The organism is Nafulsella turpanensis ZLM-10 (genome assembly GCF_000346615.1).
In the GTDB taxonomy this organism is placed as follows: domain Bacteria; phylum Bacteroidota; class Bacteroidia; order Cytophagales; family Cyclobacteriaceae; genus Nafulsella; species Nafulsella turpanensis.
Genome location: NZ_ANNU01000028.1, coordinates 20016 through 45068, shown reverse-complemented (window position 1 = coordinate 45068; position 25053 = coordinate 20016). Strand labels below are relative to the sequence as shown.

At 48.4% G+C, this 25053-nt stretch carries 17 protein-coding genes; 9 read left to right on the top strand and 8 right to left on the bottom strand.

Annotated elements, in window-relative coordinates; genetic code table 11:
- Positions 1-129 (top strand): hypothetical protein, encoded by a 129-nt coding sequence (locus tag F752_RS26835; protein ID WP_017732018.1) that lies wholly within the window; start codon positions 1-3, stop codon positions 127-129.
- Positions 130-223: 94 nt separating this feature from the next.
- Here F752_RS26835 and F752_RS0112140 read toward each other — a convergent pair whose 3' ends face one another.
- Positions 224-628 carry a hypothetical protein gene (locus F752_RS0112140; RefSeq protein WP_017732017.1) on the bottom strand — a complete coding sequence of 135 codons (405 nt, stop codon included), beginning with the start codon at positions 626-628 and terminating at the stop codon, positions 224-226.
- 251 nt (positions 629-879) lie between these two features.
- On the opposite strand from F752_RS0112140, the gene F752_RS0112135 reads away from it, so the two are divergent.
- The 4 genes from F752_RS0112135 (at position 880) to F752_RS0112120 (ending at position 8940) form a co-directional block, all read left to right on the top strand.
- Positions 880-1839, top strand: a complete 960-nt coding sequence (locus F752_RS0112135) for a ComEA family DNA-binding protein (RefSeq protein ID WP_017732016.1) — start codon at positions 880-882, stop codon at positions 1837-1839.
- A 124-nt stretch (positions 1840-1963) separates the two neighbouring features.
- Positions 1964-6043 (top strand): AAA domain-containing protein, encoded by a 4080-nt coding sequence (locus tag F752_RS0112130; protein WP_017732015.1) that lies wholly within the window; start codon positions 1964-1966, stop codon positions 6041-6043.
- The gene (locus F752_RS0112125) at positions 6044-6892 is read left to right on the top strand and encodes an SdiA-regulated/phytase-like domain-containing protein (protein ID WP_017732014.1); all 849 of its coding nucleotides are present in this window, start codon (positions 6044-6046) and stop codon (positions 6890-6892) included. It begins immediately after the preceding gene.
- A gap of 83 nt (positions 6893-6975) precedes the next feature.
- Entirely contained in the window at positions 6976-8940 is a 1965-nt protein-coding gene (locus F752_RS0112120) for a tetratricopeptide repeat-containing sensor histidine kinase (RefSeq protein WP_017732013.1), read from the top strand.
- A gap of 143 nt (positions 8941-9083) precedes the next feature.
- Here the strand turns inward: F752_RS0112120 and F752_RS0112115 are convergent, their stop codons facing one another.
- The 4 genes from F752_RS0112115 to recQ form a co-directional block, all read right to left on the bottom strand.
- Complete coding sequence (locus F752_RS0112115) at positions 9084-9593, bottom strand: gliding motility lipoprotein GldH (RefSeq protein WP_026135706.1); 510 nt, start codon at positions 9591-9593, stop codon at positions 9084-9086.
- On the bottom strand, positions 9577-10743 hold the full coding sequence (locus F752_RS0112110) for a PSP1 domain-containing protein (RefSeq protein ID WP_152425125.1): 1167 nt from the start codon (positions 10741-10743) through the stop codon (positions 9577-9579). Before F752_RS0112110 ends, F752_RS0112115 begins: the two co-directional genes overlap by 17 nt.
- Before the next feature lie 192 nt (positions 10744-10935).
- Complete coding sequence (gene purD, locus F752_RS0112105) at positions 10936-12219, bottom strand: phosphoribosylamine--glycine ligase (RefSeq protein WP_017732010.1); 1284 nt, start codon at positions 12217-12219, stop codon at positions 10936-10938.
- A gap of 99 nt (positions 12220-12318) precedes the next feature.
- Entirely contained in the window at positions 12319-14496 is a 2178-nt protein-coding gene (recQ, locus tag F752_RS0112100; RefSeq protein WP_017732009.1) for a DNA helicase RecQ, read from the bottom strand.
- Positions 14497-14565: 69 nt separating this feature from the next.
- Between recQ and F752_RS0112095 the strand changes: the two genes are divergently transcribed.
- Positions 14566-15543, top strand: coding sequence for a KpsF/GutQ family sugar-phosphate isomerase (locus F752_RS0112095; RefSeq protein WP_026135705.1), 978 nt, complete (start codon positions 14566-14568; stop codon positions 15541-15543).
- 10 nt (positions 15544-15553) lie between these two features.
- The gene (locus tag F752_RS0112090; RefSeq protein ID WP_017732007.1) at positions 15554-16630 is read left to right on the top strand and encodes a mannose-1-phosphate guanylyltransferase; all 1077 of its coding nucleotides are present in this window, start codon (positions 15554-15556) and stop codon (positions 16628-16630) included.
- 293 nt (positions 16631-16923) lie between these two features.
- Here F752_RS0112090 and rlmB read toward each other — a convergent pair whose 3' ends face one another.
- Together rlmB and F752_RS25375 are read right to left on the bottom strand one after the other, a co-directional pair.
- Entirely contained in the window at positions 16924-17724 is an 801-nt protein-coding gene (rlmB, locus tag F752_RS0112080) for a 23S rRNA (guanosine(2251)-2'-O)-methyltransferase RlmB (protein ID WP_017732005.1), read from the bottom strand.
- Complete coding sequence (locus tag F752_RS25375) at positions 17697-18923, bottom strand: GWxTD domain-containing protein (protein ID WP_081604557.1); 1227 nt, start codon at positions 18921-18923, stop codon at positions 17697-17699. The genes rlmB and F752_RS25375 overlap by 28 nt, the downstream gene beginning before the upstream one ends.
- A gap of 330 nt (positions 18924-19253) precedes the next feature.
- Between F752_RS25375 and F752_RS0112070 the strand changes: the two genes are divergently transcribed.
- Positions 19254-20030, top strand: a complete 777-nt coding sequence (locus F752_RS0112070; protein WP_017732003.1) for a class I SAM-dependent methyltransferase — start codon at positions 19254-19256, stop codon at positions 20028-20030.
- A gap of 126 nt (positions 20031-20156) precedes the next feature.
- Here the strand turns inward: F752_RS0112070 and F752_RS24000 are convergent, their stop codons facing one another.
- The gene (locus tag F752_RS24000; protein WP_017732002.1) at positions 20157-23135 is read right to left on the bottom strand and encodes a glycosyltransferase family 117 protein; all 2979 of its coding nucleotides are present in this window, start codon (positions 23133-23135) and stop codon (positions 20157-20159) included.
- A gap of 610 nt (positions 23136-23745) precedes the next feature.
- On the opposite strand from F752_RS24000, the gene F752_RS0112055 reads away from it, so the two are divergent.
- Positions 23746-24945 carry a tetratricopeptide repeat protein gene (locus F752_RS0112055; protein ID WP_026135704.1) on the top strand — a complete coding sequence of 400 codons (1200 nt, stop codon included), beginning with the start codon at positions 23746-23748 and terminating at the stop codon, positions 24943-24945.
- The last annotated feature ends 108 nt before the right edge of the window (positions 24946-25053 follow it).

The window sequence follows — 25053 nt, the reverse complement described above, 5'->3', positions numbered from 1 at the left end:
ATGAGTACTTCAGCTATTATTACCATGGTGCTGGTGCAGGTATCAGTTACCATTATTACAGCTTACTTCTTTATGAAGGTCCTTCGCACACCGCCTAAGCCGGAGCCGAACTCCTACGATGAGGAGTAGGAGCTAAAGGATAAAACTAATCCATGAAGGCCTGTGTAGTTCTTCCGGTGGACATTACACAAAGCCCCTGCCTAACAATGTGGGGGCTTTGTGTTTAAAAGGTGTACCCAATTACCACAGCCACTAGAAGAATAACCAGAAACATCCAGAATATACCACTAAGGGTAGCTACTCCAATGCCAAAATCTTTTCGGGAGGCATTCTCGTCCATTCCATTGTCGCTGGCCGAAGTTTCGGTATTTGCTGGCGGGGAAGGCATAGCTGACAGAAGCAGGGCAACGATGATGCCAATAAACAATAAAGGTATCCAGGCAATTCCCCAGTAAACCGGCCCGAATGGGCTCACCCACAGGCTGGCGGCCCAAATGGAAAGAAAAAGCACAACGAAGAAGGTCCAGAAGTTTCCCCAGGGTCCTTTTACTTTCAGTACAAAGTAAAAAATAAGAGCAATGGCCACTGCAGTGAGAATGACCCCTGTTATAGCACCAAAAGTTTCCATGGTTCAGCTTATTTAGGTTAAAAATGTGTTACTATATGTATACGTGTTACAGCCAAATTGTTCATGCCGGGTTCCATAACAAGTTTAGTTGCTGGCTTAAAGAATTGCCGTTTATTTCTCTGGTCAGGGAAAGAGTCTCATCAATCCTCTATTTTTCAGGTACTTATCGTGCATGACCAGCCTGGCCTTTAGAATAGCAGCCAAATTTTCTAACGAAAAGAACATTTAAATGAAGAAGCGGTTTATCTCTTATGCTTCAGCGGCTGCTTCGGTATACCAAAATCTTCTTCAACTTCAGTAATGCAGAAGCCAAAGGCTTTTTGCTGATGGTAGGATTGCTGTTTGCTTACTTCCTGGGCTTCCTGCTGTATCGTCAGCTGCCTGCGGAGGGTTATACCTCCTTTCAGCAGGACCAGGCGCTCCTCGATAGCCTGCTGCTGCAGATGGAGGCCGCAGAACAGGAAGCTCCCTTGCAGTTTGCCGGGTATGATAGCAGGCAGGACTGGAAAAAGGAGAAAGAAGCTGCCAGCCTGCCTCGCCTGTTTATTTTCGACCCGAACAAGGTATCTGTCGATAGTCTGCAGTTGCTGGGTATGCCTCCATGGCTGGCCCGCCGCGTGGCCAACTTCAGGGAAAAAGGAGGAAAATTCAGGAAAAAAGAAGACCTGATGATTATTTACGATATGCCCGACAGTCTTTACCAAAAGCTGGCTCCATTTATTCACCTTCCGGCAAGCCTTACTGCCACTAAGAAGCCTGCAGAAACAGCCGGAGAGGAGGCGCGGCCGGTGTATAAGGAGAAGAAACTTACTGCCTTTGATCTGAACGAGGCCGATAGTCTTTTGCTGCAACAGTTAAAAGGAATTGGGCCGGTGCTGTCTTCGCGCATTGTTCGTTTTCGTGAAAAGCTGGGAGGTTTTGTGTCCCTCGATCAGCTGTCGGAAGTGTGGGGGCTCGATAGTGCTGTGGTACAGGACCTCAGGCAGTATGTTTTTATCGAAGAGAACTTCCGTCCTGCGCAGCTCAATATCAATGAAGCCAGCCAGGAAGAAATAGCGACCCATCCTTACTTTTCCCCGCTACAGGCACGCCTCCTGTATGCTTACCGGCAGCAGCATGGTCCTTTTCAATCCGTCAACGATTTGTTAAATATTCATACATTCGATTCTTCATTTGTCCGGAAAGTTGCACCTTACGTAAAGGTAGAGTAGGTGGGCCTGGATTTGGATAAAGGTACTGTAAGCTTTATTTTACCTACTGTTTAATAATTACTCAAATGCCTCCTAAGCTGCATTTTAAGCAGTGGAGTAGAGAGGCTGACGGATTTTACCTTATATGGAACAGCTGCTCAGGCAATATCTTCGCAGGCTCACGAACCTTACCGGCAACAACCGCTCTATTCTGTTGCGGAAGCTGCTGGCCGATCAGTTTATTGATCTGCACGACATGGACTTCTTGCACGATCAGCAAACAGCTTTCCAGCTTATTGAACAACTAATTGCCCGAACATCTGCTATTACCCTGGGGCCGGTGGCCGACAGCAGGCATAGCGCTGCCAATGTGGTGAGCAGGAAGCTCAAAAAGCTCCAGCGGATCAATCGGTTTATTTATGACGAAAGAGGCTCAAAAGACCTTTATGTGGGCTGGCCGTTCGTTCGGGGCCAGCTGGCCGATGGCACGCTCATTCGCTGTCCGCTCCTCTTTTTTCCGGTAGATATCGTTGAGGAAGACAGGCAGTGGAAAATGCAGCTGCGGCAGGATGTAAGCATATCGCTGAACAAGAGCTTTCTGCTGGCTTACGCCCACTTTAATGAGACAAGTATTTCGGAAGAGCTCTTTAGCCTTACTTTCGATGATTGGGAAACCGACAGCCGCGAGTTCAGGACTCAATTGTACAAGCTGTTCCGTGACCAGCCGCCGGAGATCAATTTTAATCAGGAAATTTTCATCGATAAACTCATTCCTTTTCAGGAATATAGCCGCACCCAGCTGGAGGAGGAAACAAAGTCTGGTGAGTTGAAGCTATATCCGGAGGCAGTAATTGGAATTTTTCCGCAGGCAGGTTCTTATTTTGTGCCGGATTACAACCACCTGCTCAGGCAGGAAAAGATACAGAGCATCGAAGATCTTTTTGTCAGCCGAATTCAGCGCGAAGAGCGGGAGCAGCTCTCCGGGCCGGCAGCTTCCCCGGCCGCACAGCACGAAGAGCTGAGTAATATACGGGAGGAAACCATTTTTGCCCCATTTCCGATGGATGCCAGCCAGGAAGCAGCCATCCGGGCTATAAAAGCCGGCCGATCCCTCGTAGTTCAAGGACCTCCGGGTACCGGAAAATCGCAGCTTATTGCCAATGTAATGGCCGACGCCATGGCCAAGGGAAAGCGGGTGCTGTTGGTGTCGCAAAAGAAAGCCGCGCTCGATGTGGTACACAAACGGCTCGACCAGAAGCAGATTGTTGATTTTGTGGCTTTGGTGCACGATTTTAAGTGGGACAGAAAAAAAATATTTGAGCAGATTGCCCGCCAGGCCGACCGGGTGCCGGAATATAAAGACCGTAACTATGGGCTGGATACCATTCAGCTGGAACGGAAATTCCTGCAGACCAGCCGTAGAATCGAACAGATAAAAGAGGAGTTACGGGAGTTTAAGCATGCCCTTTTCGACGATACCGAATGTGGCCTGCCGGTAAAAGACCTTTACCTGAGTTCTGATAAGAAAGGACCGGTGGTGGACCTGCGCCAGGAGTACAAAGACTACCCTTTTGCAGCCACCGAAGATTTTATCCGGAAGCTCAAAACCTCCAGGCGGCTGGCTGCCAGGCTTAACCAGCCGAATTACCCATGGCGCGAGCGCCTTTCCTTTGGCAGCTATGGTGTGGCTGACCAGCAGAAAATACAGGATGTCATCCTGGAAGTGCAGCCTTTTCAGGAACAGTTAAGTAAACAGCTGCAGGACCTCCTGCAGTCTGAGGTGAGCTTTGAAACCGCTGTTTACCTGTTAAACAGAAGAAAACAGTCCGATGAACTGCTGGAGCTTTTACAAGATCCTGCAGTTTATGAGTGCTTCCGGCATATGGTGGGTTTTAAACAATCGGCCATCGATGGGGAGTGGTTAGCTGGTATGGAAAGAAGCCTGCTGCAGTGCTTTGTGGGAGAAGGGCCTGAGTTAAGCCTGAATACCGGAGACCTGGGAGATTTTCAGGAAATACTGCAGCGAAGAATAGCTGCCCGGCGCAGCATTCTCAGGTGGGCCTCATGGCGCTACCTGGGCAAAGAAGAGCAAAAGGTGCGCAGGGTGCTGGTTACAAATAAACTAAAGGGGAGTAGCCGCGAAATGGCGATACTGGAACAGAAGATTGACAACCGCCTGAACCTGGAGCATAATCTCACCCAGCTAAAAGAAACTCCCTGGCTTTGGCAGGTGCCGGAAACCTACCAGAAGCTGGACTTTCAGCAATGGTTTGCTATTCAGAAAAATGCTATTGCGGCCCTTGAACTTTTTTACCAGATCCGGGGCTATGGCCACTATTTTAACGTGCGGAAGATCAGCTACAAAGAGCTTAAAGAGAAAATAGAAGCGCTCTATATTTTACTGGCGCAGGTACCAGAGGCAAGGGAGCGATGGCTGCAGTATTTAAGCCCCATGCAGCTGGAGCAGCTGCTTCAGACCGAAGGATATGCCGAGCAGCTAATGAATAGTCTGGAAGAGGACTTTGACTTTATTGCAGAGTTCGACCGGATGCAGGAGTCTCTTTCGGAGGAAGAGCGCTCCCTCATCAGAAAGTTAATTTCAGCGCCCGGGGCAGCAGGAGAGGAGCAGGTAGTGGCGCTGTTTGCAAACAGCCTGAAGATTGCATGGATTAATCATATTGAAGCCAAGTACCCGGTTTTACGATCTGTAAGTACACAAAGCCTTCAGCAACTGGAAGAAGAGCTGCGGCAGTGTATAGAAGAAAAAGCATCCGTGAGCCAGGAAATGTTGCTCATGAAAGTGCGGGAGCAAACTTACCAGGAGCTTGAGTACAACCGCCTGAACAATGTGGTTACTTACCGCGATTTGCGGCACCAGGCAGGGAAAAAGCGCAAAATATGGCCCCTGCGCCGCCTCATTCAGAATTTTGGCGAAGAACTACTGCGCCTGGTCCCCTGCTGGATGGCCTCTCCGGAAGCGGTATCGGCCATTTTTCCGATGGAAGAACTATTCGACCTGGTTATTTTCGACGAAGCCTCTCAGTGTTATGTCGAGAAAGGGCTGCCGGCGATGTACCGGGGGCGCCAGGTGCTGATTACGGGCGACAGCAAGCAATTGCAGCCCAGCGATATTTACCAGGTGCGATGGGAAGAGGAGGACGCGGAAGAAAGCGTGGACCTGGAGATAGATTCTCTGCTCGACCTTGCCGACAGACACCTGATGCAGATTAAGCTGAAAGGCCATTACCGCAGCATGGCCCCGGAGCTGATCGATTTTTCTAACCGCCACTTTTATGAGAATACCCTCCAGATGGTTCCGCAGCGGGAAATCGTCAACAAGAAGAAAGCCGCTATTCGCTTTCAAAAAGTGGAAGGGGTGTGGGAAGATCAAATGAATAAGCCAGAGGCAGAAGAGGTGGTTCAGCTGGTTATGCAGCTGATAAAAAAAGAGAAGGATAAATACTTTCAGTCGGGGCAGGAGGGCAAAGCCTGGTATGAGCCTAAATCAATAGGGGTACTTACCTTTAACCTTCGGCAGCAAAACCTTATCCAGGACCTGCTGGAAGAAAAAGCCCTGCAGGAGAACCTCCTGTTGCCGGAGGATCTGTTTGTGAAAAACATTGAAAATGTGCAGGGTGATGAGCGCGATATAATTGTGTTTTCCGTTGGTTATGCCCCCGATAAAGAAGGCCGCATGAGCATGCACTTCGGCAGCCTGAATATGGCGCAGGGCGAAAATCGTTTAAATGTGGCGGTTACCCGTGCCCGCCATCGTATTTACGTGGTGAGCAGCATCTGGCCGGGAGAGCTAAAAACGGAAAACAGCAAAAATGCGGGGCCGCATTTATTTAAAAAGTACCTGGAGTACGCGCTGGAAGTGTCGGAAGGAAAGTATCTGCCAGTGCCCAACCAGCCTGCTGCAAAAGGCTTTGGCCTGTACCTGAAAGACTACCTGAAGGAAATGCCCGAAGATCCTGCTTACCTGCTCGAGGAGCGCCAGCCTTTTGCCGACTTAACCGCCCTGAAAGATGGGAAGTATGGCGGAGTGGTATTTACCGACGATGCCCAGTATTTTGCACAGCCCTCCCTAAAAGAAATTCATGTATACCGGAAGCAGGAGCTGGAAGAGAAGCACTGGCGCCACCTGTTTGTATATAGCCGGGAGTACTGGCAGGACCCCGTCGGACTCCGGGAAAAGTTAAACCGTTTTATGCACCATTTATAAATGTTCAGGCAAAAACTCATCGGCCTCCTCCTGTTTGGCTATACCCTCTTTTGTAACTGCCCGGCCGACTGGCCTGAGGGAGAAGAGGTGGTGGAACCTGCTGTAAAAGGGTATGCCGTAGATGCTATTGCACGGCTGCCCCCATCTCTAAAGGAAAGTTCCGGTTTGCTGCCTGCTGGCAATGGCACCTTCTGGACCATGCTCGATGGAGGAAATCCTTCTACACTGTACCGTATTGGACCCGATGGAAGTTTAATCGATTCGCTTCCTCTGCCTTTACCCAACCATGACTGGGAGGATCTGGCAAAAGACCCGGCCGGGAACATTTATATTGGCGATTTTGGCAATAACCTCAGCAACCGTAAAAATCTCCGTATTTTCCGTCTTTCTCCTGATGGTGCGGATATAGATACCATTTCTTTTACTTATCCGGATCAGCAGACTTTTCCTCCGCAGGAAAAGAGCGAGCGGAACTTTGACAGCGAAGCCCTGATTTGGATGGGCGGTCGGCTTCACCTCTTTAGCAAGTCGTATGGAGATAAGGTTGTAAGGCATTACAGCCTGCCTGACACGGCCGGAAATTATTCGGCCCAGCTGGAAGAGAAATTACCGATGAAAGGCCTGATTACCGGGGCCGACATACGGCCTGACGGTCAGGAACTTGCGCTCCTCTCTTATGGAAAACTGTACCTTTTTAATGTAACGAAAGAAGGTCAACTGCTGGAAAATCCCTCCGGCTGTATCAACCTCTCCGGCAGGGGGCAGACCGAAGGAATTACCTATATAAATAACAGTCATCTGTTACTGACGAATGAAAAGGGACGGCTATTTTATGTGCATAAAAGATAAAAAAAGGCAGGTGTAATATATGCCGTTACAATTGCTCTCCTGATGGCCGGTAATTGATTAAAATTACAGAAAGAAAATCGAATATGATGAGAGCATCAGGAATCTTCATCCTGGTATTTTTTTGCTGGATAAAGAGCTTTTCGCAGGATTCACTCTCAGGCCTTGGGAAGGCGATAATTGATAGTGACAGTATTCATAAATACAACCAGCTTTCCAGCGAGCTCCTGGGCCGGGAGCCGGAAAAGGCTTTAGACTACAGCAACAAAGCACTAAGCGCTGCTACCATACTTAACTTTAAGCCTGGCATGGCAAAGGCAATGGCTAACCTGGGGCAGCTTTACCTGGATAAAGGAGAAACCAGTACCGCCCTGGAGTACTTTAACAACTATTACAGGCTCAGTCTTGAGCTGCAGGACAGCTTGCTGCTGGCCGATGCCTACTGCCAGTTAGGAGGGGTATATCGCCGGCAGCAAATATACCAGACGGCTCTTTCTTATTATTATGATGCTCTTTCCATTGCAAAGGAAAAGGATTATGAGGGTATATTAAGGCAGTGCTATAACCAGCTGGGTGGGCTGTACTACTTTAAAAAGAATTATAGGCTTGCCAACCGTTACTTCTTCAGGAGCCTCCATTTTATTAATCCCGAAACAGATAAGGCTGAATATGCTGCTGCCCTTAATAACATTGGAGTTGTCTATAAAGCCGATAAGCAGTACCGGAAATCGTTAAGTTACTTAAAGCAGGCCCTTACTCTTTTAGAAGAGCTTAAAAATACGCGCGACCTGAGCGTAGTAATGATGAATATCGGCGAAATTTACCAGGTTTATAATGATTATGATCTGGCGGAGATGTATTTCAATAAGGCGCTGGAGGCAGCCCGGAAGGTTAAGGCTGTGGACAGGATTGTAGAGAGCTATGAGTACCTGGCAGGTTTAATGGCCGAAAAGGAAAATTTTAAGCTTGCCTACGAGTACCAAACCTTGTATGCAGCTTATAAAGATACCCTTGCCCTTAATGAGCAAAGAAATCGCCTGCAGGAATTGAGTAAGAAACTGGAGGTAGAGAGGCAGGAGCAGTCTTTTAAGCAGCTGATGAAGGACAAGGAAATAGAACTGCTGAACAAGGAATTTAAAATCAGCAAGCTGGAGGGCATTCGCAAAAACCACCTGATATACCTGTCAGGCATCATTTCCATGCTGGTTACGCTGCTGGCCCTGGTTTTTTATAGTGGAAACAGAACGAAGCGAAAGCAAAACGAACAGCTGGAAGACCAAAACCGTCGAACGCATTTCCACAACAGGCAGCTACAGGAGGTTAATGAAAAGCTAAAGCAATCGGAACACGAGCTGAGGAGCCTGGTTGAGACTAAAGATAAGTTCTTCAGCATTATTTCGCACGATCTGCGGGGGCCACTGTATACACTTTCCGGTTTTATCCAGATTATGAAAAAGGATATCGGTGTGTTTACGCCAGCGGAGTTGAGCCGCTTTTCGATACAGATGGAGCGTTCCCTGCAGGGGACCACTGCTTTGCTCGATAATCTTTTTCAGTGGGCTTCCAGCCAAACCGGTCTGATTGAGTTCGCTCCTGCGGAACTGAAGCTTAATAAGGTGGTCGAGGAAAATAAGCAGCTGCTTCAGTCTGCGGCCGACCTGAAGGAAATCAGTCTCATTAATTCCGTACCTCCGGATTTGTCTCTGACGGCTGACATACAGATGATGCGCCTGGTGTTGCGTAATCTTATGGCGAATGCCATTAAGTTTACAGAAAAGGGGGGCTGGGTGAAGGTGCAGGTCCGGGAGGCAGAAGAGGAAACCATTATTTGTGTTGAAGATAATGGGATCGGGATGAGCAAAAAGGACCAGGATGGGCTGTTCAGGCACAAAAGAATTCCATCCCAAAGGGGTACCGATAATGAAAAAGGGAGTGGTTTAGGGTTGCTACTCTGCAAAGAGTTTGTAGAAATGCATAAAGGAAGCCTTCGTGTGCAATCTTCTGAAGGAGGGGGTAGCATCTTCTGTATTCATATCCCTAAGGTGGCCTGAAAGTTTACTGTCCACTTATTTCATGGTGCCTGTTGGTGGGGCAGGTAATCAACTTCCGGAAAGCACTCCTCCAGAAAAAAAGCTCCGGCTCCATCTTAGGTGGTGCCGGAGCCGGTAACTTTTTCCTGTTTAGCCGAAGGATTTTACTCTTCTTCCGGAGCAATGTCCTTTTCTACACGTACGCCAACAGACATAATGGAGGGGAGGTGGTTGTTGACCATTACCTTGTCGCGCATTTTGTGTTGCACTTCAATTAAATAGGTGCCTGGTTCAGGAAAACGGAAGCCGTCCAGCACTTTCACCTGATGATCAAAAATATCTCCCAGTCCATCGCCATAGGGCTTCCCTGTCTTTGGGTCGAACAATTCGATATTATTGAGGTCGCTGGTAAGCACCCTTCCTGTAGAATCCTGTACCTCTATCCGGAGGTATAGATTCTGGGTCGGGAAGTCTACGCCATTCCGGATATTATAATAAACATTATAAGGGATGGACGCATCGGCTATCTCCGTCTTAAACTGTAAGACAGAATCTTTATGCCAGGTATGGTCGGCAATATCAATGTTCTGTTCAAACACCCGCTGTTCGTCGCAGGCATAGAGCCCTGCGAACATCAGTATACCAAAGGCAAATGTCCTAACGCTTCTTCTCATTTTTCTGGTTCGCTTGGTCTTTGCGTGGTCCTTTACTCTTTCTTTTTTTCTTGCGCTTCGTACTTTTCGACTTTTTCTCAAAGCGCTTATCAAGCGTTTCGAGGTCGTGGTTCAGGCTTTTGAACTGTTGTTCCGGATCGGGCAGCTCATTTTCCAGTAAGGTGGCAGGCACTAAGTCTCTGCTGTTCATTTCCAGAATTTCCTGCACACGGCTGGCAGGCACCGGGTGCCACTGGTCATCGCCGGCAAAGCCAAACCACATTGTTTTCCGGAAGATATCGGTTTTCTGCAAAACGGCGGCTCCTCTGGCTGTGCGCAAGGGCTGGTTCACTGATGGTATATCCTCCAGTGCATCCATATAGGTTTCGAGCTCATAATTGAGGCAGCACTTCAGGCGCCCGCACTGTCCGCTAAGCTTGCTTGGGTTCAGCGAAAGGTTCTGGTAACGGGCCGCTGTGGTACTTACACTTTTAAAGTCGGTAAGCCAGGTGGCGCAGCAGAGTTCACGGCCACAGGAGCCGATGCCGCCCAGCCTGCCGGCTTCCTGCCGCAGGCTGATTTGCCGCATTTCTACCCTTAGCTTAAACTCACCGGCCAAAAGCTTAATCAGCTGGCGAAAGTCTACCCTGTCGTCGGCAGAGTAGAAGAAGGTGGCTTTGGTGCCATCGGCCTGGTATTCTACTTCGCTGAGCTTCATTTCGAGCCGGAGGTCGCGGATAATTTCGCGGGTACGATAGAGCACGGCCATTTCCTTGCTTTGCAGCTCTTCGTATTTTTCAAGGTCTTTAGCGGTAGCAATGCGGTAAATGCTGCGAACATTGTCGTCATTCCTGATTTTCCGCTTCTGCATTTGCAGTCGAACGAGTTCTCCCTGCAGTGAAATGTGGCCGATGTGGTGCCCGTTGGGTACATCTACCACCACGGCATCGCCGGTAGTGAGGTCTATCTGGTGGGTGTTTCTGAAGAACTCTTTACGTCCGCCCTTAAATCTTACTTCGGCAACGTCAAATTTATCGATAGCCGGCATATCCATATTGGAAAGCCAGTCAAAAACATTCATTTTATTGCAGCCGCCTGTCTGGCATCCGCCATTGCTGCGGCAACCGGCTACTTTTTCGCCAGTGCCGGTACTGCACGATTTACATCCCATTTCAATCTATATTAAAAATAAACCCGCCGGATTGTCCGGCACAGCTTATTGAAGTGTATACTATGAATCTATCTATAAACCCCTTCCGGCGCCGGAAGTAAAACACTTCTGTAGGGCCGGGTAAAGGGGCGCTAATCTTATAAAAGAACACAAAATATCAGGAATATTAGCAATAATCCCGGACTTTCCAAATTAAAGGATTACATCCTGCCCGATATCTCTTCTGTAATACCTGTTTTTCCAGTTAATTTTTTCCACCTGCTGGTACGACTTTTCCAATGCCTCCTTCAGTGAATCCCCTAAGCCTGTAACGGCCAGTACTCGCCCGCCATTGGTATGGAGCTTTCCATCTTTTTCAGTGGTGCCTGCATGGAAGACCATGGTATCTTCTGTCGCAGTCTCTTCCAGTCCGCTTATCGGATGCCCCTTTTCATAGGCTTCCGGATAGCCTCCTGCCACCATCACCACCGTGGTGGCGGCTCTTTGCAGCGTATGGATCTCCTTCTCATGCAGCTTGCCGATGCTCGTGGCAAGGAACAAATCAACCAGGTCGTTTTCAATGCGCGGAATAACCACTTCGGTTTCCGGGTCGCCCATGCGCACATTGTACTCAATAACGAAAGGTTCGCCTTTTACCTTCATTAACCCGATGAACAGAAAGCCCATAAACGGAATACCTTCCTGTTGAAGCCCGGTAATGGTACGTTTTACCACCCGGTCCTCGACCATCTGCATAAAGTCTTTATCGGCAATATGCACTGGCGATACCGCCCCCATGCCGCCGGTATTCAGGCCGGTGTCTTTTTCGCCTATGCGCTTATAATCTTTGGCTTCGGGGAGGATGAGGTAATCTTTTCCATCGGTTAACACAAAAACCGAGAGTTCCGTGCCATCAAGGTACTCTTCTATCAGCACTTTTTTTCCGGCTTCGCCAAATTTCTCCTGCATCAGCATTTCCTGCAGCGCGTCTTTGGCTTCATCGGTTTGCTGGCAAATGAGCACCCCCTTGCCTGCCGCCAGCCCATCGGCTTTTAATACTACCGGGGTTGGAATTTCTTCGAGATAGTTCAGTCCCTCTTCAAGCGTTTCTTTGGTAAATGTTTTGGCACGGGCAGTAGGGATCTTGTGGCGAACCATAAAGGCTTTGGAGAAGTCTTTGCTTCCTTCCAGCTGCGCTCCTTCCTTGCCAGGGCCTATTAAGTGAATGTGCTGTAGCTCTTCGTCCGCCTCAAAAAAATCGCGGATGCCGGCTACCAGCGGCGCTTCGGGCCCTACAACAACCAGTTCTATCTTTTTCTCGATTACCTGCTTTTTAATTCCTTCAAAATCAAGCGGGTCGAGCGGAAGGTTATGTGCCATGCCAGCGGTGCCTGCATTGCCGGGAGCGACATACAGCTGATTACACAAAGCGCTTTGGCTGATTTTCCAGGCAAGGGTATGTTCGCGTCCGCCTGATCCGATGATGAGAATATTCATGAGGAATCCTTTTTAGGGCTTAAAAGTCAGGTTATGTAAAATAAAAAAGCAGGCTCTCGATTTTAGCGCCGAGCCTGCTTCAAAATTAAGATTTATGCTTTAATTGGCATATTCCGACAGAAATTTAATTCGCATCAGCCGTAGTTCTTCTTCTGTATAATCATCGCCCAGTTCTTCCAGGGCCGTACGAATATTATCGGTTTGGGCATTCAGGAAATAGTCTGCAATATCGGCCTGCTGGTCCTCGTCGAGTATGGACTCGAGATAATAGTCGAGGTTAAGCTTGGTACCTGAGTAGCAGATATGCTCTATTTCAGAAAGCAGCTCGTCCATGCTGATATTCTGCGATTCGGCAATTTCGAACAAGTCAATTTTTCGGTCTATCTGCTGAATAACAAAAATCTTGGTTTTAGAGCGGTTTACCGACGACTTTACCACCACATCGGCAATGGTGTCGATATTATTTTCCTCCACATACTGCTGAATGGCCTGTATGAAAGGAGTGCCAAATTTGGCGACCTTGCCCATGCCTACGCCATTGATATGGCTGAGCGCATCTTTGGTGGTAGGGAAGAAGGTAGCCATTTCTTCCAGGGAAGGGTCCTGGAAAATAACATAGGGAGGAAGTCCTTTCTGGCGGGCAATGGTTTTGCGCAGGCTTTTAAGAATGGCCACCAATGCTTCGTCGTGCGGCTTCAGTACCGGTACTTCTTTTTCTACCTCTTCTTCCTCTTCTGTAGTAGAATAGTCGTGGTCGCGGGTAAAGGTAACGGAATAAGGCATAGCCATAAAATCGCGGCCTCTCTGGGTGAGTTTAAGGGTGCCAATATTCTCAATGTCCTTTTCCAGGAATTCGTACAGGAGCGATTGCCGCACCACAGATTGCCAAAGCTCCTGGGTTTCTTCCGCACCCTGCCCATACACCGGCAACTGGTTATGTCCGTAGCTCAGCACATACTGGTTCTCCGATCCTCTGATAACATCGACCAGGTGGTTTAAACCAAAGCGCTCTTCGGTTTGCTGTACAGCCCGTAAAACCTGCAGAAGGTAGTTCTCGGCTTCGTATTTTTCGCGGGGAACTTTGCAGTTATCGCAAAAGCCGCAGTCAGTATCGAACGATTCGCCAAAATAATGCAGCAGCTGGCGTCGGCGGCACACCGAAGATTCGGCATAAGATGACATTTCCTGCAGCAGCAGCTTGGCATTATCGCGTTCGGTAACGGGTTTATCTTTGCTGAATTTCTCCAGCTTTAAAATATCGTTATAGCTATAGAACATGAGGCAGTTGCCTTCCAGCCCGTCGCGGCCGGCACGGCCTGTTTCCTGGTAATAACCTTCAAGCGATTTAGGGGTGTCGTAATGCACTACAAAGCGTACGTCTGGCTTATCGATGCCCATGCCAAAGGCAATGGTGGCCACGATAATATCGCAGTCTTCGTTCAGGAAAGCATCCTGATTTTGCATCCGCACATTACTGTCGAGGCCGGCATGGTAAGGAGCTGCCTTAAAGCCATTTACCCGGAGTAGTTCCGCAATTTCTTCTACCTTTTTCCGGCTCAGGCAGTATACTATTCCCGATTTTCCTTTATGCTGGCTCACAAAGCGAACCAGCTGCTTTTTGATGTCCTTCTTGGGCCTGATTTCGTAGTACAGGTTTTTACGGTTGAAGGACGACTTGAAGAGGTCGGCATCTTCCATTTGCAGGTTACGCTGAATGTCCTGCTGTACCTTTGGTGTGGCCGTAGCGGTAAGGGCAATAACGGGGAGGTTGCCCAGCTGGCCAATGATTTGACGAATACGGCGATACTCCGGGCGAAAATCGTGACCCCATTCCGATATACAGTGTGCCTCGTCGATGGCGACAAAGGAAATGTGTACCTTATGCAGGAAGTCCAGGTTATCTTCCTTCGTTAAAGACTCTGGTGCAACATACAGGAGCTTGGTTTTGCCCTCAAGCGTTTCCTTCTTTACCCGGTTGATTTCAGACTTGGAAAGAGTGGAATTAAGGAAATGTGCATTGATGCCGAAGGCATTCAGCTGGTCGACCTGGTTCTTCATCAGGGCGATGAGCGGAGAAATAACAATGGCGGTGCCAGCCTGCACCAAAGCGGGTAACTGGTAGCAGAGCGATTTGCCTGCACCGGTTGGCATAATAACGAAAGTATTTTTTTTATCTAGAATATTTTGAATAATGGCTTCCTGATTCCCCCTGAACTGATCGTAGCCGAAAATCTCCTTCAGCTTATCTTTTAGTATCTCCTTTTGGTCTACTAACATCTTGCACACTTCTAACAGTTAACCTATGATTTTTATATATTTGCAATTTAATTAAAAAAGCATTCCAATTTGTCAAAAGATAAGAATTTAACGAAAATCGCACAAAAAGTATTGCTGCAGGAAGCCGATGCTTTGCGGCGGATGAGTGAACTGCTGGATGGCAGCTTTACGGCCTGTGTGGAAGCGATTTTGCAACTAAAAGGAAGGGTGGTTATTACAGGCGTTGGGAAAAGTGCCATCGTGGCGAACAAAATTGTCGCCACCCTCAATTCTACCGGAACGCCTGCTCTTTTTATGCATGCGGCCGATGCCATCCACGGCGATTTAGGCATGGTGCAGCAGGACGACCTGGTGGTTTGTATTTCTAAAAGTGGCAACACCCCTGAAATAAAAGTGCTGGTGCCCCTGCTCAAAAGAACAGGCGCAAAGCTGGCCGCCCTCGTCAGCAACACAGGCTCCTATTTAGCCCAGCAGGCCGATTTTATACTGAATGCCACCATTGAAGGAGAGGCCTGCCCGAATAATCTTGCCCCCACCACCAGTACCACCGCTCATATGGCCCTGGGCGATGCACTGGCCGTATGCCTGGTAGAGACCCGCGGTTTTACCAGTCAGGATTTTGCCCGCCTGCACCCGGGTGGCTCGCTGGGCAAGCAGCTTTACCTGAAGGTGTCAGATATTTATCCGGATAACCAGAAACCTGTCGTTTTTATGGAAGATTCGGTGGAAAAGGTGATTGTTGAAATTTCGGGCAAATGCCTGGGAGCCACAGCGGTGGTAGGAGAAGACGGGAAGCTGAGAGGTGTAATAACAGATGGCGACCTGCGCAGAATGCTGGGCCGCACGACCGATTTCAGGAGCGTTAAAGCCAAGGACCTGATGTCGGCCAATCCTAAAACGATAACGCCCGATGACTATGCGGTGAAGGCGTTAAACATCATGCAAACAAACAATATTAGCCAATTGATAGTATTAAGTGATACCGAAGCAGAAGAAGTAGTAGGCTTTGTGCATATACATAATCTTATCAAGGAAGGCATCATCTAAACTCTACATAATGAACCCAAACTGGTATGTGGTAATCATGGCCGGCGGTATAGGGAGCCGCTTCTGGCCATACAGCCGTAATAACTTCCCAAAGCAGTTTCTCGACGTGCTTAATACCGGGCAATCGCTGCTGCAAATGACGGTACAGCGTTTTAAAACGGTTTGTCCGGCAGAAAATATCTATATCGTAACCAATAAAGATTACGAGAACCTGGTAAAAGAGCAGTTGCCGGAGCTGCAGCCGGAGCAAATACTTAGCGAGCCCGTTAAGCGCAACACGGCCCCCTGTGTAGCCTATGCTTCCTATAAAATCCGGCAGAAGAACCCGGAAGCCACCATGGTGGTTGCCCCTTCCGACCACGCCATTTTTAATGAAACTGAATTTATTCAGTCCATCAAAAAAGCCCTTACAGAAGCCCAGCAGGGCAACAAGCTGATTACCCTTGGTATTAAGCCAAACCGCCCTGAAACTGGCTATGGTTATATCCAGTACATAGAGGATACCGGTTCAGAGATGAAAAAGGTAAAAACCTTTACTGAAAAGCCCCAGCTCGAACTGGCCAGAAAGTTTTTGGAAAGCGGCGATTTTGTATGGAATGCAGGTATTTTCATCTGGCGGGCCGATGCCATTATTCGGGCATTTGAGGAGCATTTGCCTGAGCAGGCCGAGATTTTTGAAGAAGGAAGCAGCCTGTATTACAGTGAAAGGGAAGAAGGATTTATCAGGAAGGCTTATTCGCAGTGCAAGAATATATCGATTGACTACGGCATTATGGAAAAAGCCGGCAATGTATACGTTATGCTCGCCGATTTCGGCTGGTCTGACTTAGGCTCCTGGAACTCCCTGCACGAAATAAGAGAGAAAGACCAGGACAGCAATGCCATAGACGGCAATGCACTGCTTTTCGATAGCCGGGAGTGCATCATTAAAGGCGATAACGACCGCCTCATTGTGGCCCAGGGCCTTGAAGGTTACCTGGTGGCCCAGTGCGATGATGTAACGCTTATCTGCAAAAAAGATGATGAACAGCGCTTCCGCGAATATGTAAGCGAGGTAAAATCGAAGAAGGGTGATAAATATTTATAAGCGTATTTTACCTAAGGAATTGGAAAAAAACCTGCTGTTACCGGCAGGTTTTTTTGTGCAGAAAAGCTTGTTTTGTCATGCCCGAAGGGCATCTTATTAAGTATCACTAATAAAGTAAAGCCAAATGAAGGAGGTGGAGTCCGGTTTCCACTACCTTGTTTTATCTTTTTATTTTACCTTTTACTCCTCAGATGCCCAAAGGGCATGACACTACGGGCTGTGTTTCCCCAGGAGCTCCGGGCGCGACGCCTGTATCAGGAGATGGGATAGGAATTGAGTTTGACCAGCTAAAGTTAAGATAATCTCCTTTGCCGGTCTACTTCGTACAGGCACATTGCGGAGGCGACCGAAACATTGAGCGAGGCTATCTGGCCCCGCAGCGGGATTTTAATCTGTTCATCGGCCAGTTTTAAATATTCAGGGGATATGCCATCTTCTTCAGAGCCCATAATCAGGGCCAGAGGTCCCTGCAGGGAGGCTTCCCAGCTTTCTTTTTCGGCTTTTTCGGTACAGGCAATCAGCTGAATGCCGCTGTCTTTCAGGTAGCGGAGAGTATCTTTTAAGTTGGCTTCTCGGCAAACAGGTATGTAGTGCAGGGCACCGGCAGAGGTTTTAACGGCGTCGGAACCAATGCGGGCATTACCGCGGCTGGGAATTACCAGGGCATCGACGCCCATACATTCGGCGGTGCGGGCAATGGCGCCAAAGTTGCGCACATCCGTAACCCGGTCCAGTATCAGGAGCAGGGGCATACGGCCCTCCGCAAAGGTGCTGTTAACGATATTGTCGAGCGAGGCATAGGTAATGGGCGACAGAAAGCACACTACTCCCTGGTGGTTTTTGCGCGTTACCCGGTTCAGCTTCTCGGCAGGCACCTTTACAAACGTAACCCCATGTTCGGCGGCGGTCGCTTTCAGTTCCTGTATCAGCTCATTTTGCAGGTCCTTCTGAATGAGCAGGCTCTCGACTTCCTTGCCGGAACGGATAGCCTCTATCACGGCCCGGGTTCCGAAAATCATATCTTTATCGAAGGCGGGCGCCTCCGGTGCTTTTGGTGTGCCTGTTCTTACAAAGTTTTTCTTCCTCTTCTCCATTGACTGATGGTATCGTAATGTGCTTTTGTGTATTCCTTGCGCCTTAACAGCACCAGGTGCCGGTCGGTAAACGGATTTTTTACGCGCACAAAAGTAAACTTTATTTCCGGATTGATCGTGGTTTTATGGTATATCCATTCCTCCTGCCCTTCCGTTACATTTACCACATCCGGCGCGCCATAGAGGATGTAAATCATTCCCTGGTCGGTTTTCCAGCCTTCTTTATAATTGGTGAAATAACGATTGGCGGCCTCTACGCCTTCATAATAGCCCTTAATCATCTTTTTGGCCCGCTCCTCGGTCTGGCCTATTTTGAGCCAGAAGCGATCGACAGCCTCTTTGCTAAAGTTATTTTGTTCCAGCCGCTTCCACTCCTCCCGGGTGCTGATGTAGCGGATAGGACCGCTGAGGTCTTCCAGGGTTCCTACTTCGGGGTAGAAAGGGTTTGTCACCCGAATGCTTTGCCCGCTCATCCGGCTGGTGTCTTGCTGAATAAAGTAAAGCCCTTCTGTGTCAAGGGTGAAGAGAGAGTCGGCCGAAAGCTGAAAAACACTGTCGACGGCCAGAACATCGGAGGCGGCAGGAGTGGCGGACATGGGCGGGGCTGCCGGGTCAAAAGCTTTCCGGTAGAGAAAGGCGGTATAGGTAGTATCCGCTCCCCTGAGCAGCAGCGGCTCATTTTTGTTGATGAAGGTTTGCATAACAGGAAGAGAATCGGCTACCCGTGCAGGATAGAAAGAGGGCGGCGGGAAGTTCCGCTCCGGGTCCAGTACGGCCATTGCCAGTATATTACCACCATCCTCTGCGCCAGCCTGAGCTTCCAGTAGCAGGTAATGAAGACTGTCGGAGAAGGGGAGGGAGGCGCGGAAGTAGGATTGGCCATTTTGACGGCGGAGAGGCTGAAGCTGTAGGGAATCGAACGCTTGCCGGGCATCCAGCCGGACAGAATCAAGGCTGTTCAGGAAGAGCAGCTGCAGGCGAACAGAATCAGAATTCTCCGGCAGGCGAGCAAAGACGGTAAGAGAGTCGGGGGCTGAACGCCACAGGAGGAGCTGGCCTTTGGGTGCATCGGCCTGGTACCACCCGGCCAGATTAGTGTCGGAAATATCCTGTGAATATGCCTGAACAGGGCTCAGACAGCACAGAGTGACCAGCAGAAAGCTGGCCGGAATAAGAGGGCTTTTCAATCGTTTCATCATTTAAAAAGTATCAGGGCCTGAGCAGTAAAAGTAAATTGTAAAAAGATTCCTATTTTTGTACATCACAGCCCTGGTTGTGGCGTGGCTGTTTGCAATGAGCGGAGCTTTGCCTGTATGGGACTGCGGAGCAAGGAAGCAATCTGTTGAAAGTTCAAAATGAAGTTACCTGAGGAAACCTGCCTTTTAAAACCAACTATCCCGCTTTATAAGGGAGATTACTTCGTCGAGCCACCTTGTAATAACAGCTTTCAACCAGCCACATAAACCAGGAATGTAAAATTATCGACGACCAACAAACAACGACACCATACCAATAAATATTCTTAAAAAATGGCATTTTTCAAAACGGAAGTTACCTCTGACGAGATTCAGTCTGACAATCCCATCCATCAGCGGCTCCTGAAGCCATACATTTATGTAAAGGATAAAATAGGCGGAACTGTTGTGGAAATAGGCTGCGGCGACGGCCGGGGTATTGAACTACTGGCCCCTTTGAGTGAGAGGTATATTGCCCTCGACAAGAATACAGCCGTTATTGAGAAGAAAAAAGAAGCTCATGAAAACCTGGAGGTGGTGGAGGCAACCATTCCGCCCATCCGCCAGCTGGAGGATAATACAGCCGATGTCCTGATTTCTTTCCAGGTAATAGAACATATACTGGACGATACTCTTTTTCTGGAAGAAATATACCGGATATTGAAGCCAGGCGGAAAGGCTTACTTTACCACGCCCAATATTAAAATGACGCTGAGCCGAAATCCATGGCACATCCGGGAGTATACCGCCGATGAGCTGACGCGCCTTTCGGCGGCTATTTTTGATGAAGTGGAAATGCTGGGGGTGGCCGGCAACGAACGGGTGATGGCTTACCATGAGGAGAACCGGCGTTCGGTGGAGAAAATTACCCGCTTCGATATTCTGAACCTGCAGCATAGACTTCCCTCAAGCCTGCTCAAAATTCCGTATGAGGTGCTGAACCGTCTGAATCGGAACCGTCTAATGAGCAGTAACAATCAACTGGTCGATTCTCTGAGCCATGAGGATTATCTTATCAGCCGGAATGCTGACAGCAGCCTTGATTTATTGCTGGTAGCAAAGAAGAAATAAAGAAAGATCGAATTCCCTCAGCCAAAGAGCCCATTTACTTTCTGATTTGCAAAATAAGAGAAACAAAAAAGAGAGGGTTGCTTTTACAGCAACCCTCTCTTTTTTGTTAAATGGGAGAAAACCGGATTAACGGAGACCGGGGCTTGCACTGAGGCCACCGTAATGTTCGCCCAGAATGGTCTGGTATTCCAGTGCTTTTTCCTGTAAACCGGCGGCGGCCATGCTTCGGGCCAGCTGGCTCAGAATAATCAGGTTTTTTTGCCGCTCATTTCCTATTTCCGTATTCTCCTCGTTCAGGTAAGCCAGTAGTTCATCTGCCCGCTGGCTCAGGAGGTCGGCAATTTCGATGGCCTTTTCCTGTTCACCTACCTGTAGCAGCAACTGCACCGTTAAAGCAGTTACATAATCGAAAGGAACCCCTGCATCCGGCATTACCTTCAGGTTGTACAGCAGTACCTCACGGGCCTTCTCTGTCTTTCCTTCTTCAATTAAGGCCTGGGCAAGGGTATTGAAGCTGGAGCGGTGGTTTAGTACGAAGTTGCGGTAATCTTCATTATAATACACATCCGGGTTGTCCAGCTCCCGCCAGAAGAAGTCGTTCATCATATTGTCGTACATCACTTCCGTATTCACCATTTCGGCCTGCGGGTTAGGGTTTCGAATGGGAAGCAGGCGATAAGCGGTTCCTTCATGTATCACATATTCCGTTAAGTCGAAATTGATGCTTTGCAGCGAAGTATTGTTGAAGTAAATCGGCCGCTCCCAGTCATTGGTGGCAATGAGGTCCAGGATCATAAGGTCGTTTTTGTAAAGTGCGTTTCCTTTCAGCTGGAAAACCATTTTGTCTACAATCAAATCTTCCTTGCTTTCGGGTATAATTCCGCTTTCCAGTACCTCTTCTTTATTTACATCCAGTGCTATTACCTTACTGGGAATAGTATTAAACTCTTCGCCTCCGTTGGAGATACGAATGGCCGGATGGTTTTCCTTTACCAGCTTAATATACTGCTTCAGCGGCAGGGCCCCTTTTACGTTCTGGTTCTCCACATAGTAGATAACATCATTAAGGCCGCCCTGGCGGTAGTTAGGTTCTTCAAGGCTGAATGGAAGCGGTTCCGATTCATACACCTGTCGCGTCATCTGGTCGATATACCAGTCGGTATTGAAGTAGGTAAGTACAATTACCCGGACATCGGTGCGGAATCCTTCTACCTCCTGCGCATACCAGAGCGGAAAGGTATCGTTATCGCCACCTGTAAATAAAATGGCATTGGGCGCCAGCGACGCCAGGAAGTTTTTAGCCGAATCGACCGAGAAGTAGCGATCGGAACGGTCGTGGTCGTCCCAGCCTTCTGCGGCCATAATACCCGGCACCAGCAGGCAGACAGCGGTGGCGATGGCCGGTATAAGGGCCGACCGCTTTTTCATTACTTTTACCAGGCCTTCGGCAATGGCATATACGCCAAAACCAATCCAGAAGGCAAAGGCATAGTAAGAACCTACATAAATATAGTCGCGCTCACGGGGCTCTACCGGTGGTGAGTTCAGGTAAAGAACCAGTCCAAGGCCGGTCAGGAAAAACAGTAAAGCCACTACACTAAAGCCTCTCACGTCGCGCTTATATTGAAAAACAGCACCAATAAGGCCGAGAATAAGCGGAAGCATCAGGAAGTTATTCCTGGCTTTATTTGTCTCCAGCATGTACGGAAGCTCTTCTTCTCCAAAAGCATCGGCAGGAGACAGCCAGGCGGCATCTTTAATATCACTTTCTCTGCCGGCAAAATTCCACATAAAGTAGCGCCAGTACATATGCCCCATCTGGTAGCTGAACATATATTCGAGGTTATCGAAGAAGGAGGGTGCCTCATTTGGTCCCAGGCCAAGGCGCTCGCGATAGAGCTGCTTATGGTTTGGTTGGATGCTGTAGATACGGGGAAGGAGCATTTTATTTCCGTCGGAATACACATACTCCTGCTTATGATAAGCCACCTCATACTCATCTTCCCCTTTGCGGTATACCGGTTCTCCTTCTTCGTAGTCCACTACTTCTGAATTAAAGGTGTGGCCGTACAACAGAGGGCGATCGCCATACTGCTCGCGCTTCAGGTAAGATACGAAGGAGATCACATTCTCCGGGTTGTTCTCATCGATAGGCGGGTTGGCATTTGAGCGGATAACAATAATAGCATAGCTGGAATAGCCAATCAGCACAAAGGTTAAGCAAAGAAGGGCGGTGTTCAGGAGCACCTTACCTTTTTTGTGAGAGTAGATAATGCCATAGATAAGAGCGCCCAGGAATATCAGGGCAAAAAAGATAATCCCGGAGCCGAAAGGCAGTCCAAAGCTATTGACAAACAACAGCTCAAACCAGCCGGCCACGGAAGGCAGTCCGGGGATGATGCCGATCATGACAATACCGACAAGCGCAAGTCCGCCGGCCAAAGCAGCAATTACTCCTTTAGTGGTTACTTTCGGGTACTTCTTGAAATAATAAATTAAGGCCAGGGATGGGAAGGCTACCAGGTTGAGCAGGTGTACCCCAATGGAAAGGCCCATAATGTAAGCAATCAGGATCAGCCACTTATTTTCCAGCTGGGGGTCTTTTATCAAATCCCATTTGAGTACGGCCCATACCACAATGGCCATAAAAAAAGATGACATGGCATACACCTCTGCCTCTTCGGCCGAAAACCAGAAGGAGTCGGAGAAGGCAAAGGCCAGTGCACCAATCATTCCGCTGCCAATCAGGGTTACGGTTTGGTAAGGCGTTTCGCGCCCGATTTCTATTTTGCCAATTTTACGGGTAAGCAGTACAATAGACCAGTACAGGAACATAATGGTAAAACCGCTGCTGAGGGCGCTTACCATATTTACCCAGAAGGCGACGGTATATACATCGGCTGCCAGCATGGAGAAAAGCCTGCCGATGAGCAGGTACAGCGGAGCCCCGGGAGGGTGAGGCACCTGTAGTTTATAAGCAACCGCGATAAATTCCCCGGCATCCCAGTAACTGGCTGTTGGCTCAATAGCCAGGATGTATACCAGCGAGGAAATCAGGAACAAAGCCCAGCCTGTAAGGTCATTAAGTAGTTTGAAATTACGCATAAATGGGGTTTTTTCGATTGCAGCAGGGTTTTACTGTTTGCTAATGCCAACGAAGGTCTTTGCTGCAGCCGTATACAATTGGCCTTTTAAGAATGTTAAAATTTGTTAAATTTTGCCGCACAAGATACTTTCTCCCCGGCTAAATTCATACAAAATTATTTTTTTTAGCCACAATATAAAATTTCTGCCTCCCCTGTTTTCCTGAAGGAGCGATAAAGAGCCTCTCCTAAATAAGGAAGTGGCCTTTTAAGCGTTTCCCTGAAAAGAAGAAACTTCTTTTTGGCAAAACCGGCTTTCTGTAAATTTTGCAATGACGGGCTGCTATCGGTAACAGGGAGGAAGGTGTTGCCTGTTCTGTATCCTTTTGATTAGCTGCAGGTTTTAATTTTGGTTCTAAACTTACATATCTGAACTAATTAAAAGGATTAATTCTTTAGGAGAAGGGTAGGAAAGGGGCAGGAATTCCGCCTCATTAAAAAGAAATTACCCTTAACCGCTTCTGTGGCAGGCAAACCTGTGGCAGGCAAACCTGTGGCAGGCATAGTTGAACTCCTGAAGGTTTAAGGGAATGGAGCCTGACAGATATTCAGAAAAAAATATTGATAATAGCATGCAAAAAGTAATCTCGTTTATACTGTGTTTCCTTATGGTAGGTGCTGCCATGGCCCAGACCCAGTGGGAGGGTGAAGCTTGGGTGGATCAAAATGCCAAAAAGCAGGAAAAAGAAATGCTCCTGCTGAATATGAACCTCCAGATAGAAGCGACACAGGCGGTAAACGATATGTATAATTTTAAGTTTGAGAAGGCTGAACAGCAGTTTCGCTGGCTCAAGCAAAAGTATCCTACTCATCCCTTACCTTACTTCCTGATGGGCCTGAGCGAGTGGTGGAAGATTATGCCCAATATTAATGTGGAGCGTTATGACGAGAAGTTCGTCGCCTATATGGATACGGCCATTTACTGGGCCGATCGTCGCTTTCAGGCCGATCCGGAAGATGCCGAAGCTTCCTTTTTCCTTTCAGCTGCCTATGCCTTTAAAAGCCGCCTGCATTCAGAGCGAAAGAACTGGCGGAAAGCGGCCTCAACAGGAAAAGAGGCTCTGGATTACCTGGCCATGAACAGGGATAAGGAAGGACTGGGACCTGAATTCCTTTTTGGCGACGGGCTCTACAATTATTATGCAGAGTGGGTGCCGGATAATTACCCGCTCCTGAAGCCGGTGCTCATGTTTTTTCCTGATGGCGATAAAGAACTGGGGGTAAAACAGCTGCGGGAGGTGGCAAATAATGCCTTTTATACCCGTACCGAAGCACAATATTTCCTGATGCGTATCCTTGCCATGGATGAGAATGAGCCGCGCGAAGCCCTGCGGATATCGGAATACCTGCATACCTCTTTTCCTGATAACCCTTACTTCCATCGCTATTATGCCCGTATGCTGTACAGCACCGGCCGCTATAATAAGATGGAAGAGGAATCGGTGGAAATTCTGGCGAAAATCGATAGCGGCATGGTGGGCTATGAGGCTACCAGTGGCCGCTATGCCTCCTTTTACCTCGGGCAGATGAATATGAATTTTAAGCGTTGGGAAAAGGCAAAGCACTACTTCGAACGGACCGTTGAATTTGCCCAGGATAATGAGGCCTATGATTCAGGTTACCTGCACTACGCCCTGCTGTCTTTAGGAGATATTGCCCGGGAAATGGGAGAAGAGAAGGAAGCAAAGCGCTATTATAAGAAAGTAAAAAAATATGCCAAGCGGCGGGACAATTCTCATGAACGCGCCCGCGAACGCCTTAAGGATATGTAAAAAGTTGCTTGCTGGTTGTTAGTGGCTTGGGAGTGGTGCAATAGGTATGGCTGTAATGGTGACTGTCATTGCGAGGGATTAAACTTCGGGAAGTACGAAAAGTTACGA